A 15,932-nucleotide genomic window follows, 5' to 3' on the forward strand; every position below is an offset into this window, starting at 1 on the left:
GGCACGCATCATGCTAGCCTCCGCGGCGGCACCCCGCGAAAGGGGGCATCTCCGGAGGAGCCTAGCCATGGCCTTGCGTCGCCTTTCCCTGGCCCTTGGGCTTGCGGCCGCCCTCTCGGCCGGGCCAGCCATGGCGCAGACCACCCTGCGCATCGCGCTGTCCCTGCCGGTATCGACGCTCGACCCTGTGCAGTCCACGGCGGCCACAGTCCGGAACCACGGCTTCTTCGTCTATGACCAGCTCTTCGCGCTCGACAGCAAGGGCGTTCCGAAGCCACAGATGGTGCAGGGCTACACGGTCTCCGAGGACCGGATGACCTGGCGCTTCACGCTGCGCGACGGGCTTGCCTTCCATGACGGCGCGCCGGTGAGGGCGGCGGATGCGGTGGCCTCCATCAAGCGCTGGGCACAGCGGGACGTGGTGGGCCGCGCCCTGGCCGCCGCCACGGGCGCGATTGAGGTGGTGGACGACAAGAGCTTCGAGATCCGGCTCTCCCAGCCCTTCGCCCTCGTGCTGGAGGCATTGGCGCGTCCGACGGGCAGCGCGCTGTTCATCATGCCCGAGCGGATTGCGCAGACGCCCGCCGCCACGGCGATCACCGATGCCACGGGTTCCGGCCCCTTCATCTTCCGCGCCTCTGAGTGGAGGGCCGGCGATCGCACGGTCTATGTGCGCAATCCGGCCTATCGCGCGCGGGAGGAAGCGCCGGATGGGCTGGCGGGCGGCAAGGTGGTGTTCCTGGACCGCGTGGAATGGCTGGCCATGCCGGATCCGACGGTGGCGGTGAACGCGCTGTCCAATGGCGAGATCGACTTCATGGAGCAGCCGCCGCCGGACCTGATCCCCTCGCTGGAGCGGAACCGCCAGGTGCGCGTGGCGCCGGTGAATCCGGTGGGCAGCATGGCCTGGCTGCGCCTTAACCACACGCAGCCGCCCTTCAACGACCCGCGCGCGCGGCAGGCGTTGCTGTACCTGATCAACCAGAAGGACGTGCTGGAAGGCATGGGCATCCGCGCCGCCGAGCAGGTGCCGTATTGCCCCGCCTATTTTCTGTGCGGGACGCCGCTGGAGACTGCGGCCGGGGCGCGCGGGCTGCGGGAGCCGGATGTGGCGCGCGCGCGCGCGCTGCTGCGGGAAGCCGGGTATGACGGGCGGCCGGTGGTGTTCCTGAATGCGACGGACAATGTGCTGAACAACGCCTCCACCCTCGTGATGTCCGAAGCCTTCAAGCAGGCCGGGCTGAACATGGATGTGCAGGCGATGGATTGGGGCACGCTGACTGCGCGCCGCAACAACCGCGCGCCGCAGACCCAGGGCGGGTGGAACATGTTCGTCACCATCGCCAATGTGCTGGATGGGGAGAACCCGCTGGCGAACCTGTATCTCGCCAGTACCTGCGATGCGGCACCGGCCGGCTGGCCCTGCGACGAACAGCTCGAGGCACTGCGGAAGGCCTGGTACCAGGAGAGCGATCCGGCGAAGCGGCGCGCGCTGCTCGATCAGGTGCATGCGCGGGCCTATGACGTGCTGCCCTACATCAATGCCGGGCAGTTCCGCGCCAATGCGGCGTGGCGGACGAATGTCACGGGCATTCGGCCGACGACGGTGCCGGTGTTCTGGGGTGTGAAGAAGGAGTAGGGCGGGCTTAGCGGCCCGCCAGCACCTTCGCGGTCGCGCCCGAGATTTCACCCAGCTTCGCGCCGGCGGCCACGCGGAGCTGCACCTCGAGCCCCTTCTCCTGGGCGGCGATGGCGCGGCGGGCTTCGGCCTCGGCTTCGCCCGGGGGCAGGATGAGCACGCCGCTGCTGTCGCAGATCACGGCGTCGCCAGGATTCACGACGACGCCGCCGATGCTGACCGGGACGTTCATCTGGCCACCCATGTCGAGCATCTGGGTGGTGATGGGGGAGAGGCCGCGGCACCAGACGGGGAAGTTAGCGGCTTCGAGTTCCTCGATGTCGGTGCAGGGGCCGTCCACCACGGCGGCGCGGGCGCCGGCGGTGCGGGCGGCGATGGCGAGGCCGCCGCCGATGCAGGCGTGGCGGTCGTCGCCCAGGCGGTCCACCACGAGGATGTCGCCGGGGCGCAGGCTGTCCAGCGCATGGGCGAGGATGGTGCCGTCATTGGCGGGCATCATGACGGTGAAGGCGGTGCCGGCGATGCGCGGGCTAGGGCGGAGCGCGGCGATGCGGCGATCGACGAAGCCCCAGTGGCGCCAATGGCCGATGGTGGCCGTCTCCGCCTGCTCGAGCAGGCTGATCAGCGCGGGGTCGAGGGGCGTCGGCAGCGCGCCGATGATGTAGCGGGACATTCCCGAAGAAGGCCCCCGCCCTCGGGAAAAGGAAAGCCATTCCCTCCGGTGCGCCGGTAAACAGGCAGGAATGGAAGGGGGACCGGGGGGATAGTTCCCCCCGGTCATTCTCTCAGTGCCGGAAGTGACGCATCCCCGTCAGAACCATAGCGAGCCCGGCCTCATCGGCCGCCGCAATCACCTCGTTGTCGCGCATCGACCCGCCCGGTTGGATCACCGCCGTGGCGCCGGCCGCTGCCGCAGCCTGGAGGCCGTCCGCGAAGGGGAAGAAGGCGTCGGAGGCGACGACGGAGCCCTGGGCGAGGGGCGTGTCGAGGCCTGCCGCCTTGGCGGCTTCCTGGCTCTTCCAGGCGGCGATGCGGGCACTGTCCACGCGGCTCATCTGGCCGGCGCCGATGCCGACGGTGGCGCCGCCCTTGGCATAGACGATGGCGTTGGACTTCACGTGCTTGCAGACGCGGAAGGCGAAGATGAGGTCCTGCATCTCCTGCGTCGTGGGCTGGCGCTTCGTGACGACCTTCAGGTCGGCCATGGCGACACGGCCGGCGTCGCGCGACTGGGCGAGGAAGCCGCCGCCGACGCTGCGGAAGGTGAGGCCGGGGGCGGTGGCGTCGGGCAGGCCACCGGTGAGGAGGAGGCGGAGGTTCTTCTTCTTCGCGAAGATGGCGCGGGCCGCCTCGTCCGCGTCCGGCGCGATCACCACCTCGGTGAAAATGGAAGTGATGCGCTGCGCGGCCTCGGCGTTCAGCGGGCGGTTGGCGGCGATGATGCCGCCGAAGGCGGAGACGGGATCGCAGCGAAGGGCGGCATCCCAGGCTGCGTTCAGGTCGGCGGCCGTGGCGACGCCGCAGGGATTGGCGTGCTTGACGATGACGATCGCGGGTTCGGCGAACTCGGCCACCGCTTCATAGGCGGCGTCGGTGTCGTTGAGGTTGTTGTAGGAGAGTTCCTTGCCCTGGATCTGCTCGGCGGTGGCGATGCCGGGGCGATGGGTGCCGTCCACGTAGAAGGCGGCCTGCTGGTGGGGGTTCTCGCCGTAGCGGAGAGTCTGCTTCAGCAGGCCGGGGATGGAGAGGCGCTGCGGGAAGTCCTGGTCGAGTTCCTGCGCGAACCAGCGGGAGATGGCGGCGTCATAGGCGGCCGTGCGGGCATAGGCGCTGGCTGCCAGGCGCTTGCGGGTGGCGAGCGAGGTGCCGCCCGATTCGGCGATTTCCCTGGCCACCTCCATGAGCTGCTCGGGCTTGGTCAGCACGGCCACATGGGCGTGGTTCTTGGCGGCGCTGCGGATCATGGCGGGGCCGCCGATGTCGATGTTCTCGACGCAGTCCTCGTAGGAGGCGCCGCGGGCGACGGTGGCCTCGAAGGGGTAGAGGTTCACGCAGACTAGGTCGATCGGGGCGATGCCGTGCTGCTCCACCTGGGCGACGTGCTCCGGCACGTCCCGGCGGAAGAGGAGGCCGCCATGGACGCCGGGGACCAGGGTCTTCACCCGGCCGTCCAGGATCTCGGGGAAGCCGGTATGGTCGGAGAGTTCCACGACCGGGAGGCCGGCCTCGCGCAGGGCCTTGGCCGTTCCGCCGGTGGAGAGGATCTCCGCCCCGTGGGCGGCGAGGGCGCGGGCGAATTCTACCAGCCCCGTCTTGTCGGAGACCGAGAGGAGGGCGCGGCGGATGGGAAGGGTCGACATGGCTCGGGCGGATAGCGCGCGGCGGGGCGGGACGGAAGGCAAAACGGGCGCGGGGCAGGTCTGAAGCTGGCTCGGGGCCGGAAGGGTGCGAGCCACGGCTGGGAACGCCGGTAGAACAAACTTGTAGTTGCAGGCGGCGCACACCTACCACAGGTTGTGTTTTTCGGGCCTGGAACGCCTGTCAGCGATTCGTTCGCGCGACTCGGGCGAGCCATCTGATTCGGCGCGATTCTCCGCGGGCGACGTTCGGCATGTGTTCGGCGGTCGACTCGAAAGCGTTTGGAACATTCCGTTGTAGGGCGCTCGCCCAACCCGGGCGCTGCGGTGGCGTTGCAGGGTTCGGGTCTTTGCGGCCCGCTGAGACGGAGTTCCCATGGCAGAAACCCCAGTGGGCCCCGGGCGGCTCCTCCTTGCCGGGCGGCGCGCCCTTGTCACCGGAGCGTCCTCCGGGATCGGCTATGCGGTGGCCCAAGGGCTGGCCGGGGCCGGGGCGGCGGTGGCGGTGAACTACCATTCGGACCGGGAGCCGGCGGAGCGGTTGGCGGCGGAGATCCGCGCAGCAGGCGGGCAGGCGGTAGCGCTGCATGGCGATGTGTCGAATGAGGAGGATGTGGTCGGCCTCATCTCCGGCACGGTGGAGGCCTTCGGGGGGATCGACCTGCTGGTGGCCAATTCCGGCATCCAGAAGGATGCGGCGGTGGGGGAGATGACGCTGAAGGACTGGCAGGCGGTGCTGTCGGTGAACCTCACCGGCCAGTTCCTCTGCTGCCGGGAGGCCATCAAGGCCTTTCGCGGGAATCCGGAGCAGCCGGGCCGGGCGCGGGGCAGCATCGTCTGCATGAGCTCCGTCCATGAGGTGATCCCCTGGGCCGGGCATGTGAATTACGTCGCGGCCAAGGGCGGGGTGCGGATGATGATGCAGACCTTGGCGCAGGAGGTGGCGGCGGAGCGGATCCGGGTGAACGCCGTGGCTCCCGGTGCGATCCGCACCCCGATCAACCAATCGGAATGGGCCACGAAGGAGGGGATGGAGGCGATGCTGCGGCTCATCCCCTACGGGCGGATCGGGGAGCCGGAGGACGTGGCACGGGCAGTGACCTGGCTGGCCTCGGACGAGGCGGATTACGTCACCGGCACGACGCTCTTCGTGGATGGCGGGATGACGCTCTACGCCGCCTTCATCGGGAATGGCTGATGGGAGAGCCGATCGAGAACCACGGCATCGTGGGGGATCTGCGCACTTCGGCACTGGTGGGACTGGACGGGGCCGTGGACTTCTTGTGCTGGCCTCGCTTCGACAGCCCGAGCGTCTTCGCCTCGCTTCTCGATGAGGAGAAGGGTGGGCGGTTCGAGCTGTCTCCGGCGCTGAACGGGGCACGGCACCGGCAGCTCTATTTGCCGGACACGAATGTGCTGCTGACGCGCTTCCTGTCGCCCGAAGGCGTGGCGGAGATTTCCGACTTCATGGTGCTGGGCGGCGCACAGCGGCTGGTGCGGCGCGCGAAGGCGGTGCGGGACCCGATGCGCTTCCGCATGCGCTGCGCGCCGCGCTTCGACTACGCCCGCGTCTCCCCCGTGGTGCGGGAGGAAGGCGGCAGCCTGGTGTTCGAAGGCGCGGGAAAGGCGCTGCGGCTGCGCTCGACCGTGCCGATGCGGATCCTGGGCGATGACGGGGTGGCAGAATTCGCGCTAAAGGCGGGGGAGGCGGCGGCCTTTGTGCTGGAGGATGCCGCGCTGGGCCATGCCTGTCCTGTCGATCCGCATGAGGTGGCGCAATGGTTCAAGGCAACCTCCGACGGATGGCGGCACTGGACGGCACGCTCGACCTATCGCGGCCGTTGGCGGGACATGGTGAACCGCTCCGCGCTGGTGCTGAAGCTGATGACCTCGCATGAGCACGGGTCGATGGTCGCGGCGCCGACCTTCGGCCTGCCGGAGGCGATCGGTGGCGTGCGCAACTGGGATTATCGCTACACCTGGATCCGCGACGCGGCCTTCACCGTCTATGCCTTCCTGCGGCTTGGCCACACGGCGGAGGCGAATGCCTTCATGCGCTGGCTGGTGGCGCGGGAGGCGGATGGCGATGCTGATGGGAATGGCGCGTCAGACGGCAAGCTCGATCTGATGTACGGGTTGGACGGGCATCGGGAGTTGGCGGAGACTGAGCTGCCGCATCTGCGGGGCTACCGGGATTCGCGCCCCGTGCGGATCGGCAATGGTGCGGCGGGGCAGCTGCAGCTCGACATCTACGGGGAGCTGATGGATGCCGCCTATCTCTCCGACAAGTATGGCGAGCAGATCTCGCATGAGGGGTGGCAGGGCATCACCCGCTCGATAAACTGGGTGACGGAGAACTGGGAAGAGCCGGATGAGGGCATCTGGGAGGTGCGCGGCGGGCGGCGGCATTTCCTGCATTCGCGGCTGATGTGCTGGGTGGCACTGGACCGCGCGCTGCGGCTGGCGCGCAAGCGTTCCCTGCCCGCACCCTTCCCGCGTTGGGCCGAGACGCGCGACGCGATCTACCACGACATCCACACGAACTTCTGGGACCCGGTGGCGCAGACCTTCGTGCAGAGCAAGGGTGCGACGTCGCTCGATGCCGCCTGCCTGCTGATGCCGCTGATGCGCTTCATCAGCCCGACCGACCCACGCTGGCTCTCCACGCTGAAGGCGGTCGGGGAGCGGCTGGTGGATGACAGTCTGGTGCGGCGCTACGAGGACGAATCCGTGGATGGGCTCGAAGGCGCCGAAGGCAGCTTCAACATGTGCTCCTTCTGGTATGTCGAATGCCTGGCCCGGGCCGGGGACCTCGCGCAGGCGCGGTTCCTGTTCGAGAAGATGCTCGGTTACGCGAATCACCTCGGCCTCTACGCCGAGGAGCTGGGGCCGTCCGGCGAGCATCTGGGGAACTTCCCGCAGGCCTTCACGCATCTCGCCCTGATCAGCGCGGCGCATTACCTCAACCGGGCGCTCTCGGCGCAGGAACGCAGCGGAACGCATGGGGAAATGGGCGGGGTGCCGGTGCCGACGACGGGAATCTGAACGCGCTGCCGCCGGACTGTCCGGCAGCGCCTGGATGTGGGAAGGGACGTGCGGAACGCCACGCAGATGCCGTGTGACGGAAGGGCCGCCGGCTGGGGGCTACCGAAAAAGCGAGGAGCGGCCCGCGTTGTCGACAAAGCCCATCACGCCCGCTGCGGCGCCCGCCGATCCCGCCTTCGACCCTGCGGCGCATCGCATGATGGCGGAGCAGCGCTGGTTCGAGGATTTCCGCCTGGGCGAGCGCTTCCCGCTGCCCAGCCGAACCATGACCGATGCGGTCTTCCTCGCCTTCCAGGCGGCGAGCGGCGACAACCATCCGGTGCATTACGACCGCGAGTACTGCCGGCGCCACGGCATGCCGGACATGCTGGCGCATGGCTACCAGGTCGCCATCCAGACCGTGGCGGGGGCGGGCATTTTTCCGCATCTCGTCGAGGAGTCCCTCCGGGCCTTCCTTGAGCAGTCGAGCCGCTTCCTGCATCCGGTCTTCGCCGGGGACACGCTTTATCCGGCGCTGGAGGTGGATGAGCTTTCGCCCAATCGCAGCACCGGCGTGGTGGGGCTGCGCAGCACGGTGCACAACCAGTCAGGCGTGCTCGTGCTGGATGGCCGCCACCGCTACCTCATCCGGCGGCGCCCGGCGGCAGGCTGACGACCCCGTGCGGGGTCAGGCCATCACGACCGTCCCCGGCCCGTCGCCCCGCAGGGCCCCGCGGGTATCGACCACGAGCGGCGCAACGCGGCGCACCAGCGCCAGGTCCATGCCGGGCTGCGGTGTGACGAGGATCACCGCATCCTGCGCCGCGAGGGTGGCGGCGGTGAGGGGCACGCTCGCCAGGTCGGGCGAGGTGCCGGCGAGGCGGCGGGTGGCAGGGAAGCGGGGAACGAGGGGGTCGTGGTAGCTGAGCTGCGCACCGCGTTCCTCGAGCAGGCGGAAGATCTCCACGCCCGGGCTTTCGCGCGTGTCGGGCACGCCCGGCTTGTAGGCGAGGCCGAGAATGAGGATGCGCGCGCGACTGAGGGCGATGCCGCGATCGTCCAGCGCGTTGCGCAGGCGGGCGACGACATAATCGGGCATGGCGTCGTTCACGCGACCGGCGAGCTCGACGAAGTCGCTCGGCACGTTCAGCTCGCGGGCCTTCCAGGCGAGATAATAGGGATCGACCGGGATGCAGTGGCCGCCGAGGCCGGGGCCGGGGCGGAAGGGCATGAAGCCGAAGGGCTTGGTGGCGGCGGCATCGATCACCTCATGCACGTCGATATGCATGGCATGGGCGATGCGCTTCAGCTCATTCACCAGACCGATGTTCACGGCGCGGAAGACGTTCTCATAGCACTTGGCGAGTTCGGCGACGGCGAGAGAGGAGACCGGGACGATGCTGCCAGCGACAGGGGCGTAAAGGGCCTGGGCGACGGCGAGGCAGGCGGGGGTCGCGCCGGCGACGAGCTTGGGGATACGGGCGACGGTGCCCTCGGGGTTGCCGGGATCCTCGCGCTCCGGGGAGTAGATGGCGAAGGCATCCTCGCCAATGCGCCGCCCGGCCCGGGCGAGGATGGGGAGAACGAGCTCCTCCGTCGTGCCGGGATAGGTGGTGCTTTCGAGGGCGATGGCCTGGCCGGGGCGCAGATGCGGGGCGAGGGCGGCCAGTGTGTCCCGCACGGCGGAGAGATCGGGCTCCTTATGCGGGCCGATCGGGGTGGGGACGCAGATGACCAGCGCGTCGCACCGCGCCGCGGCCTCGGCGCTGGCATGGGCGCGCATTCCGCTGGCGGCGATGCGGGCATCGGGGATGCCATGGACGGGGCTGCGGCCGGCATTGACGGCCTCAACCTTCGCAGGGTCGATGTCGAAGCCTTCGACGGGGAAGCCGATCTCGGCGAAGCGCAGCGCAAGGGGCAGGCCGGCATAGCCAAGCCCGATGACGCCGATCCGCGCCTCGCGCGCGGCGAGGCGGGTGAGCAGCGCGTCGAGGCAGGTGGCGGTGCGGCTCGTGCTCTCCATTGCCGTGCTGCCGCGGATGACGGGGCGGGAGGCGGCGGTCACGCGCGGTCTGCCGCCGGCGTATTCGGCGCGTGCTCGAACTCGGGCACCATGCGGGCGAGGCCGTTGAGCGCGAGGCGCGCCTGGCCGCCGCGGGCGGCGCCCGCGATCTCATCGATCGCACGGCCGACGAGGGCGGCGTCCGAGGTGCGCGGGGTGGCGACGAGCAGGCCGGCGAAGCCGGTGGGGCGCGGCGGCTCCTGGCCGTGGAACAGCTCCTCATAGAGCTTTTCGCCGGGGCGGAGGCCGGTGAAGCGGATCTCCACATCCTCCTCCGGGCGGAGGCCCGCGAGGCGGATCATGCGGCGGGCGAGGTCCACGATCTTCACGGGCTTGCCCATGTCGAGCACGAAGATGCCGCCGTCGCGCAGCTCGGGCGGCTGGTCGTCCCGGTCCTCGGCACCGATGACGCTGGCCTGGAGTACGAGGCCGACGGCTTCGCGCACGGTCATGAAGTACCGGCGCATATCCGGATGCGTGACGGTAAGCGGCCCGCCGCGCTCGAGCTGGCGGGTGAAGAGCGGCACGACAGAGCCTGTGGAGCCGAGCACGTTGCCGAAGCGCACCGTGACGCAGCGCATGCCGCCGGACTGGCGGGCTGCGACATCGAGCGCCTGGCAGTACATCTCGGCGAGGCGCTTGGAGGCGCCCATCACGCTGGTCGGGTTCACCGCCTTGTCGGTGGAGATGAAGACCATGGCGCGGCAGCCATTGGCGCGCGCGGTGTCGGCGATGAGGCGGGTGCCGAGGGCGTTGGTGAGCAGGCCCTCCAGCGGATCGTTCTCGACCATCGGCACGTGCTTCAGCGCCGCGGCGTGGAAGACCAGCTCGGGCTTGATCTCCTCCATCAGCCGGCGGAGGCGCGGCTCGTCCCGCACATCGGCCAGCACGGCGCGGCGGGGAACGTTGGGATGGCGCTCGGAGAGCTCGAGGTCGATGCCGTAGAGGGCGAACTCGCCATGGTCGAGCAGGGTGAGGTTGGAGGGGCCGAGGGCGGCGACCTGCCGCGCCAGCTCCCCGCCGATGGTGCCGCCGGCACCGGTGACGAGGACGCGGCGGCCCTGGATCAGCCGCGCCATGCCTTCGCGGTCCAGCGGAACCTGCGGACGGTCCAGCAGGTCCTCGATGGAGACGGGGCGCAGGTCGATCTTGCGGCTGGAGGGCGCACGGGCGGTGGCGGGATCGAGCGTGGTAGGGCGCGGGGCCCTGCGGACGGGCACGCCATGGCGGTCGGCGGCGTCCAGCAGGGATTCCAGCGCATCCCCGGCCAGGGCGGGATCGGCGAGGACGAGCAGCGCGGGCAGGCGACTTTCGGCACGCAGCATGTCGAGCACGGGGCCCGCTTCCTCCACCGCGCCCAGAATGGGTACGCCGAGGATGCGGCGCCCGCGCTGGCGGGTGCGGGGGGCGAGGATGCCGTCCACGCGGTAGCCGGGGGCGCGCTGGGCCATGAGGGCGCGGATGAAGAGATCGACGGAATCGCCGCCGCCGGCCAGCAGCACGGGCTGGGCCGGCACGTCGGAGGGCGGGCCAGCGCGATGGGCCGAGCGCAGGCGCCCAAACAGCCGTGCGCCGCCCAGCAGCGTGGCGGTCACGCCGGCATGCAGCAGGGGGAAGGCCAGGTTCGCGGGGCGCCAGCCGCCGGCAGCGAGAAGCCCGGCCCAGAACAGGGCGGCCCCACCGAGCGCGGCGCCCGCGACCGGCAGGAGGTCCGGCATGTCCGCATAGCGCCAGTATTGCTGCGGCAGGCGCAGCGGCAGGGCAGCGGCGAGGAAGGCGAGCAGCGCGCCGGCCAGCCCGGCGACCCACCAGCCCGTCGGCGGCCAGGTGCCGGGATTCGCCATCCAGAGGGCGGCGGGCAGCGCGAGCGCGGCGAGCGACAGGTCCAGCGTGAGGTTGAGGAGGATACGTTGCGGCGCCATGGAGAGGCGCCTAGCCGCTTTGGGGCGCGACGGCCACTACCTTCGGCAATGGCGGCTGGGCTTCCCCGGCTTCGAGGAGGCGCCAAGAGCCGGCGGGCCCCGGCGCGGCCGGTGGATCGGCGGCGCGCAGGGCAGCCTCCACCAGTGGCACGTCGGAGGTGATCGGCGCCGCAGCGGCGGTCGTGGGAGCGGGGGCCTCGGGGGGGCGGGCAAGGAGGGCGGCGACGGAGGCGGGGACGGTCTGGTTGCCGGACAGCCCTGCCTCCTGCAGCAGCCTGGGCCTGTCGTCCTGCTGGGTTGCCGGGACCATGGGGCGGGCGATGGCCGGGCCGGGGGTGGCGGATGGCGCTGGCTCGGGCGCCGGCGGTTTGTCGATCGCCTCGCGCAGGGAGGCGATGAGGGGGAAGCTCCGCTCCGGGGACGGCGCGGGACCCGGCCCACGGCGGGGTGCGCTGTCGCGGAGCGCCTGCACCATGGAGCCGAGAGCGGCCGAAGGGGCCAGTGCCGCTTCCGGCGCATCCCGGGCGAGGAGGGCGGCGAGGGAGGCCGGGATGTCCTGCGGACCGGCTGGCGCGGCTTCCAGCAGGAGGCGGGGGGGGGGGGCCGGTTGTGCATCACCGGCGGACGGCGTGGTGGGTGCCGGTGCCAGGAGGGGGAACGCGGCCGCCGCTGTCGCAACCGGTGGGGCCGGGGGCGCGGGTTCCCGGCGAATGGGCCGGGCGGCTTGCGGGATGGGCTGTGGCGGCGCGGCTTCGGGCACATGGCCTTCGGCGAGCAGGCGGGCGGCGGTGGCTTCGTCGGGCGGCCAGAGCAGGGTGCTGACGGCGTCCACGGCGCGGCGGTTGATCTCCTCGGGCATGTCGAGGTCGCCGCAGCGGAGGCCGGCTTCGAGATGGGCGACGGGGATGGCCAGCTTCCGGGTGGCCAGGGTGGCGGCGAGCGTGCCGTCCACATCGCCAGCCACAACCACCAGAGCTGGGCGGCGGGCGGACCAGAGTTCGGCGCAGGCCATCATGGTGCGGCCAGTGAGGGCGGCATGGCCGCCGCCGGAAATGCCGAGGGCAATGTCGGGCGGGGAAGGCCGAGATCGGCGAGATGGGCGCCGAACATGGCGGCGTCGTGGTGCTGGCCGGTGTGGATAAGGACCGGGGTGCAGAAGGGCGGAACTTCGGCCAGGGCGTGGAGGAGGGCGGCCAGCTTCGGGAGGTTGGGGCGGGCGGCGGCGATCAGGTGGAGCTCGGGGAGCATTCAGCGAAAGGCCGGGGGGAAGTATCCCCCCGGACCCCCTTCTATTTCTGTCTGTCTTGCTGGCGCGGGTGGAGCTGGCGCACCTGGAAGTCCGGAGAAAAAGATGAGGGGTTTGGGGAGAATTCCTTCTCCCCGGCCTGGCTTTCTCCCTCACGCTGCCGCCTCCAGGATTTCGCAGAAGCGGGCGGCGTGCAGGCGGCGGTCCCATTGGCGGACGGCCCGCGCCCGTGAGGCGGCGCCCATCGCGGCCCGCCGGGCGGGATTCGCAGTGAGCGCCGCCAGCGCGTCGGCCAGGGCCGGCGCGTCGCCGGGGGGCGCGGCGAGGCCGCAGGCGGGGCCATCGTCATCCGCTTCCACCAGCCGCGCGGCGCGGCCGGGGGTGTTGGTGACGACGGGCAGGCCGGCGGCGAGGTAGTCCATCAGCTTGTTGGGCGCGGTCCATTCCGCGAAGGCTGGGATAGGGGCCAGGAGGTGCAGGCCGATGCCGGATGCGGCCAGCAGCCCGGCCAGGCGGGGCTTGGGCAGGGGATCGAGAAAGGTGAGGTTGTGGAGGCCGCGGCGGGCGGATTCCTCCATCAGCCGGCGACGTTCGCCGCCCTCTCCGACCAGAACCAGGCGCAGGCGGCGTTCGCCCCGCGCCTGCAGCAGGGAGGCGGCATCGAGGGCGGCGTCGAGGCCATTCGCGCGGCCATGCGCGCCGGCATAGACGGCCAGGACTTCCCAGGCGGCGGCCTCGGGTGGGCGCCAGGGGGCAATCTGGGGACCAAAGAGGTCGAGGTCGCAGCCATTGGGGACGACATGGGTGCGGGCGGGATCGGCGCCGCGCGCGAGGGCGGTTTCGGCCATGCCCTCCGTCAGGCCGATCACGGCACTGGCCTTGCGACAGGCGGCGGTAGCCAGGCGGTCCATGGCGGTGAAGAGGGGGCGGGAATGCCGGCGCCGCCCGACCGCGAAAGGGCCTCGGAGAGGGCGCGGGGCAACTCGGGTCAGGGATCGCGGATCTCGAAGACGAAGGGCAGGCCACGCAGCCGGCGGGCGGCCAGGGCGGGGATGGCGACGGTTAGCGGGGTGGAAGAAGCGAGCAGCAGGTCAGAGCGGCCCGCCACGGCTAGGCCGGTGGCGCGGGCGGCGTAGCCAAGGAAGGCGGCGCTACGGGCGGCGAGGCCCTGGGCGTTGGAACAGGGGATGTCGAATTCGACCAGGCGGAAGCCGGCGGTGCGGCCTTCGCGCCTTCCGGCGCGGAAGGGGGCTTCCAGCCCGGTCTCGGCGCCCTTGTAGCGGCCGCAGGCGAGGGTGACGTCATGGCCGCGCGCGGCCAGGGCGCGGGCCATGGCATGGGCTCGGGTGGTGGTGGCGCCGCCCGGGCCGGAGTAATGCTGGTGGAGGTAGAGAAGGCGCAGCGGTTTCGGGCCTTCAGGCGCGGGCGAGACGCCGGATCACCTCGACCACCCGGGCCTGCTCGCCGGGGACCATGGCGCCGGAGGGAAGACAGAGGCCACGTTCGAACAGCCCGGCCGCGACGCCGCCGCCGCTTCGCCAATGCATCCCGCGCCTTCGTGGTGCTGCCCAACGGGCAGAGCGTGCCGGCCGGGCTGAGAAGCTGGCAGGCGGGCGGGCCGCCAATCCCGCCGGGGAGCCTCGTGGTCGTGCCGCAGGACCCCTCACCCTATGAGACCTGGGGGTTCATCCGGAACCTGACCTCGGTGCTGGGGCAGCTTTCGATCAGCTCGGCGGCGCTGGCGGTGATCGCGCGGCAGGCGAAGTAGGGGCCCGGGAGGGGCCGCCTGCGCATCAGGCGGCCTGGCGGCTCCGCTCCGCCAGGATGGCGAGCAGCTCCCGGCGGTCCACTGGCTTGTTCATGTGCCCGTCCATCCCCGCCTCCCGGCAGGCGGCCACTTGCTCCGGCATGGCGCCGGCGCTCACGGCCAGGATGCGGACGCGCGAGGCCGGGCCGGCCAGGGCGCGGATGCGGCGGGTGGTTTCCAGCCCGTCCATGCCGGGCATCAGCACGTCCATCAGCACCACATCCGGCAGGTTCCCGGCGGTGAGGCGGGCGAGGGCAGCGGAGCCGTCCTCGGCCTCGGTCACCTTATGGCCGGCGCCTTCCAGGATGACGCGCAGGACGAGGCGATTCACCGCCACGTCGTCCACCACCAACACCTGCAGGCACGTGGCGCAGCGGGGCTCGGGCTCGGCGGCGGCGGGCGCGTCCGGGGCCTCGACATCGGGCAGGGGCAGCCAAGCCTCGAAGACGCTGCCCTTGCCGCCGGCCGGCGTGCCGAAGGTAATGGAGCCGCCCATCGTCTGGGCGAGGCCGGAGGAGATGGCGAGGCCGAGGCCGGTGCCGTCGCCCTTGGCGGCCTCCCGCGTCGCGCGGGTGTAGTCCTCGAAGAGGCGGGAGCGGACGTCCTCGGGCACGCCTGGGCCATCATCGGTCACGGTCAGGATCAGGCCGGCGGCGGGGCGGCGGCGGACGGCGAGGGTGACGTCGCCGCCGGGCGGCGTGAACTTCACCGCATTGCCCAGCAGGTTGTGCAGGATCTGGCAAACGCGCAGGGGATCGCAGAGGACGGCCGCGGGAAGGTCCGGCGCCATCTCCAGGCGCAGGGTCACGCCCTTGGCCTCGGCGGCGGCGCGGGCAATGCCCGTGACTTCCTCGAACAGCGGGGACAGCCGGGTGGGGACCGGGACCAGCTCCAGCCGTCCGGCCTCCATGCTGGAGAGGTCCAGCACGTCGTTCAGCAGGGCGTTCAGGTGGCGCCCCGCGCGCTCGAGCATCACCGCGCGCTCGCGCTGCTCGCCGGCCAGGGCGGGGTCGCGCGCGAGGGCCTGGGCAAGGCCGAGCACGCCGTTCAGCGGCGTGCGCAGCTCGTGGCTGGTATGGGCGAGGAAGCGGGACTTGCCGGCATTGGCGCGATCCGCGGCGTCGCGGGCGGCGCTGAGGGCGGCATGGGCCTCCTTCTCCTCGCGCTCCCGCACCAGGGCGACGAGGACGAGGGCGGTGGAGCCGGCGAGGGCGGTGCCGAGGATGACTAGCAGGTCGAACCAGAGGGTGGCGGGAAAGCCGCTGAGTGGCGCCTGGATCGGCTGGAAGATGAGGAAGGGGATGCGCAGCAGGTAGCACGCCGCATTGGCGAGCAGCACGCCGATGATGAGTCGCTGTGAGCGAAGCGGGGCATCCCTCCTGCCCTGATGGAATTCGAGCGCCGCCGCGACGTTGTAGAAGGCGGCGACCAGGCCCATCAGCAGCACCCGTGCGCCGATATCGGCATAGAAGTCAGGGATCTGGCACGCGATCAGCCAGGCGCCCGCCCCAGCGCCGACAATGGCGGGCGGCGCGCGCCGGCCGTTGAAATGGCGCGCGCCTGCCCAGATGAGACCGTAGCCGATCCCCAGGATCGCATTGGCAAGCTGAATAGAGACGAGGCCTGGGAGCGATGCCCGCATCGCGAGCAGCGGCAGGCTCAGGGTGCCGGCCAGATGGCCGCAGCCCCACATGGCGATCGCCCTGTGGCGGCGATCCTGGACCCAGAGGATGAGGAGGATGGCGCCACAGGTGGTGGTGAGGGCGAAGCTGAGAACGAAGGCGGTCGGCGCGTGCAGCAAGCTCCGGTCCCCCTCGCGGCTGTCGCCGCTAAATACGAGGGGCGCCGGAGACAACCAAGCGTTTGTGATCGCGC

15 protein-coding genes are annotated in these 15,932 nt (G+C 71.1%); 5 read left to right on the top strand and 10 right to left on the bottom strand.

The features are described 5' to 3' along the window. The first annotated feature begins 67 nt into the window (after nucleotides 1-67). Nucleotides 68-1,639 (top strand): ABC transporter substrate-binding protein, encoded by a 1,572-nt coding sequence (locus tag GSE44_RS09390; RefSeq protein WP_159348541.1) that lies wholly within the window; start codon nucleotides 68-70, stop codon nucleotides 1,637-1,639. Between the two features lie 7 nt (nucleotides 1,640-1,646). On the opposite strand, the gene GSE44_RS09395 is transcribed toward GSE44_RS09390, so the two are convergent. Further along, nucleotides 1,647-2,312: an RraA family protein gene (locus tag GSE44_RS09395; protein WP_159348542.1), complete on the bottom strand. Its 666-nt coding sequence runs from the start codon at nucleotides 2,310-2,312 to the stop codon at nucleotides 1,647-1,649. 112 nt (nucleotides 2,313-2,424) lie between these two features. Continuing rightward, entirely contained in the window at nucleotides 2,425-3,999 is a 1,575-nt protein-coding gene (gene purH, locus GSE44_RS09400) for a bifunctional phosphoribosylaminoimidazolecarboxamide formyltransferase/IMP cyclohydrolase (RefSeq protein WP_159348543.1), read from the bottom strand. Between the two features lie 373 nt (nucleotides 4,000-4,372). On the opposite strand from purH, the gene GSE44_RS09405 reads away from it, so the two are divergent. The 3 genes from GSE44_RS09405 (at nucleotide 4,373) to GSE44_RS09415 (ending at nucleotide 7,693) form a co-directional block, all read left to right on the top strand. Next, on the top strand, nucleotides 4,373-5,194 hold the full coding sequence (locus GSE44_RS09405; protein WP_159348544.1) for a glucose 1-dehydrogenase: 822 nt from the start codon (nucleotides 4,373-4,375) through the stop codon (nucleotides 5,192-5,194). Further along, nucleotides 5,194-7,041, top strand: coding sequence for a glycoside hydrolase family 15 protein (locus GSE44_RS09410; protein WP_159348545.1), 1,848 nt, complete (start codon nucleotides 5,194-5,196; stop codon nucleotides 7,039-7,041). The genes GSE44_RS09405 and GSE44_RS09410 overlap by 1 nt, the downstream gene beginning before the upstream one ends. A 127-nt stretch (nucleotides 7,042-7,168) precedes the next feature. Further along, nucleotides 7,169-7,693 carry a MaoC family dehydratase gene (locus GSE44_RS09415; protein WP_235924671.1) on the top strand — a complete coding sequence of 175 codons (525 nt, stop codon included), beginning with the start codon at nucleotides 7,169-7,171 and terminating at the stop codon, nucleotides 7,691-7,693. 15 nt (nucleotides 7,694-7,708) lie between these two features. On the opposite strand, the gene GSE44_RS09420 is transcribed toward GSE44_RS09415, so the two are convergent. The 7 genes from GSE44_RS09420 to GSE44_RS26195 all read right to left on the bottom strand — a co-directional run bounded on the left by GSE44_RS09420 (nucleotide 7,709) and on the right by GSE44_RS26195 (nucleotide 13,797). Then, nucleotides 7,709-9,085, bottom strand: coding sequence for a nucleotide sugar dehydrogenase (locus GSE44_RS09420; RefSeq protein ID WP_235924672.1), 1,377 nt, complete (start codon nucleotides 9,083-9,085; stop codon nucleotides 7,709-7,711). Next, nucleotides 9,082-11,004: a polysaccharide biosynthesis protein gene (locus GSE44_RS09425; RefSeq protein ID WP_159348547.1), complete on the bottom strand. Its 1,923-nt coding sequence runs from the start codon at nucleotides 11,002-11,004 to the stop codon at nucleotides 9,082-9,084. The genes GSE44_RS09420 and GSE44_RS09425 overlap by 4 nt, the downstream gene beginning before the upstream one ends. Before the next feature lie 10 nt (nucleotides 11,005-11,014). Then, a complete protein-coding gene (locus GSE44_RS25625; protein ID WP_235924673.1) occupies nucleotides 11,015-12,019 on the bottom strand; it encodes a UDP-N-acetylglucosamine 2-epimerase in 1,005 nt (334 codons plus the stop codon). Further along, the gene (locus GSE44_RS25630; RefSeq protein ID WP_235924674.1) at nucleotides 12,016-12,252 is read right to left on the bottom strand and encodes a UDP-N-acetyl glucosamine 2-epimerase; all 237 of its coding nucleotides are present in this window, start codon (nucleotides 12,250-12,252) and stop codon (nucleotides 12,016-12,018) included. The genes GSE44_RS25625 and GSE44_RS25630 overlap by 4 nt, the downstream gene beginning before the upstream one ends. A 150-nt stretch (nucleotides 12,253-12,402) precedes the next feature. Further along, nucleotides 12,403-13,161 (bottom strand): glycosyltransferase family 4 protein, encoded by a 759-nt coding sequence (locus GSE44_RS25635; protein WP_408015099.1) that lies wholly within the window; start codon nucleotides 13,159-13,161, stop codon nucleotides 12,403-12,405. 77 nt (nucleotides 13,162-13,238) lie between these two features. Further along, entirely contained in the window at nucleotides 13,239-13,583 is a 345-nt protein-coding gene (locus GSE44_RS25640) for a glycosyltransferase (RefSeq protein WP_235924676.1), read from the bottom strand. 82 nt (nucleotides 13,584-13,665) lie between these two features. After that, complete coding sequence (locus GSE44_RS26195; protein WP_268893635.1) at nucleotides 13,666-13,797, bottom strand: hypothetical protein; 132 nt, start codon at nucleotides 13,795-13,797, stop codon at nucleotides 13,666-13,668. An 11-nt stretch (nucleotides 13,798-13,808) separates the two neighbouring features. Between GSE44_RS26195 and GSE44_RS09440 the strand changes: the two genes are divergently transcribed. Further along, nucleotides 13,809-14,018, top strand: coding sequence for a hypothetical protein (locus GSE44_RS09440; protein ID WP_235924677.1), 210 nt, complete (start codon nucleotides 13,809-13,811; stop codon nucleotides 14,016-14,018). Nucleotides 14,019-14,043: 25 nt separating this feature from the next. On the opposite strand, the gene GSE44_RS09445 is transcribed toward GSE44_RS09440, so the two are convergent. After that, complete coding sequence (locus tag GSE44_RS09445) at nucleotides 14,044-15,858, bottom strand: ATP-binding protein (RefSeq protein WP_159348548.1); 1,815 nt, start codon at nucleotides 15,856-15,858, stop codon at nucleotides 14,044-14,046. Between the last annotated feature and the right edge of the window lie 74 nt (nucleotides 15,859-15,932).

Origin of the sequence: Muricoccus harenae, from assembly GCF_009848505.1 — a bacterium.
GTDB lineage: Bacteria > Pseudomonadota > Alphaproteobacteria > Acetobacterales > Acetobacteraceae > Roseomonas > Roseomonas harenae.

Excerpts from the sequence above, each read along its gene's own strand:
- GSE44_RS09390 (WP_159348541.1), top strand. The coding sequence starts at position 68 with ATGGCCTTGCGTCGCCTTTCCCTGGCCCTTGGGCTTGCGGCCGCCCTC.
- GSE44_RS09395 (WP_159348542.1), bottom strand. The coding sequence starts at position 2,312 with ATGTCCCGCTACATCATCGGCGCGCTGCCGACGCCCCTCGACCCCGCG.
- purH (WP_159348543.1), bottom strand. The coding sequence starts at position 3,999 with ATGTCGACCCTTCCCATCCGCCGCGCCCTCCTCTCGGTCTCCGACAAG.
- GSE44_RS09405 (WP_159348544.1), top strand. The coding sequence starts at position 4,373 with ATGGCAGAAACCCCAGTGGGCCCCGGGCGGCTCCTCCTTGCCGGGCGG.
- GSE44_RS09410 (WP_159348545.1), top strand. The coding sequence starts at position 5,194 with ATGGGAGAGCCGATCGAGAACCACGGCATCGTGGGGGATCTGCGCACT.
- GSE44_RS09425 (WP_159348547.1), bottom strand. The coding sequence starts at position 11,004 with ATGGCGCCGCAACGTATCCTCCTCAACCTCACGCTGGACCTGTCGCTC.
- GSE44_RS25625 (WP_235924673.1), bottom strand. The coding sequence starts at position 12,019 with ATGATGGCCTGCGCCGAACTCTGGTCCGCCCGCCGCCCAGCTCTGGTG.
- GSE44_RS25630 (WP_235924674.1), bottom strand. The coding sequence starts at position 12,252 with ATGCTCCCCGAGCTCCACCTGATCGCCGCCGCCCGCCCCAACCTCCCG.
- GSE44_RS25635 (WP_408015099.1), bottom strand. The coding sequence starts at position 13,161 with ATGGACCGCCTGGCTACCGCCGCCTGTCGCAAGGCCAGTGCCGTGATC.
- GSE44_RS25640 (WP_235924676.1), bottom strand. The coding sequence starts at position 13,583 with ATGGCCCGCGCCCTGGCCGCGCGCGGCCATGACGTCACCCTCGCCTGC.
- GSE44_RS26195 (WP_268893635.1), bottom strand. The coding sequence starts at position 13,797 with ATGCATTGGCGAAGCGGCGGCGGCGTCGCGGCCGGGCTGTTCGAACGT.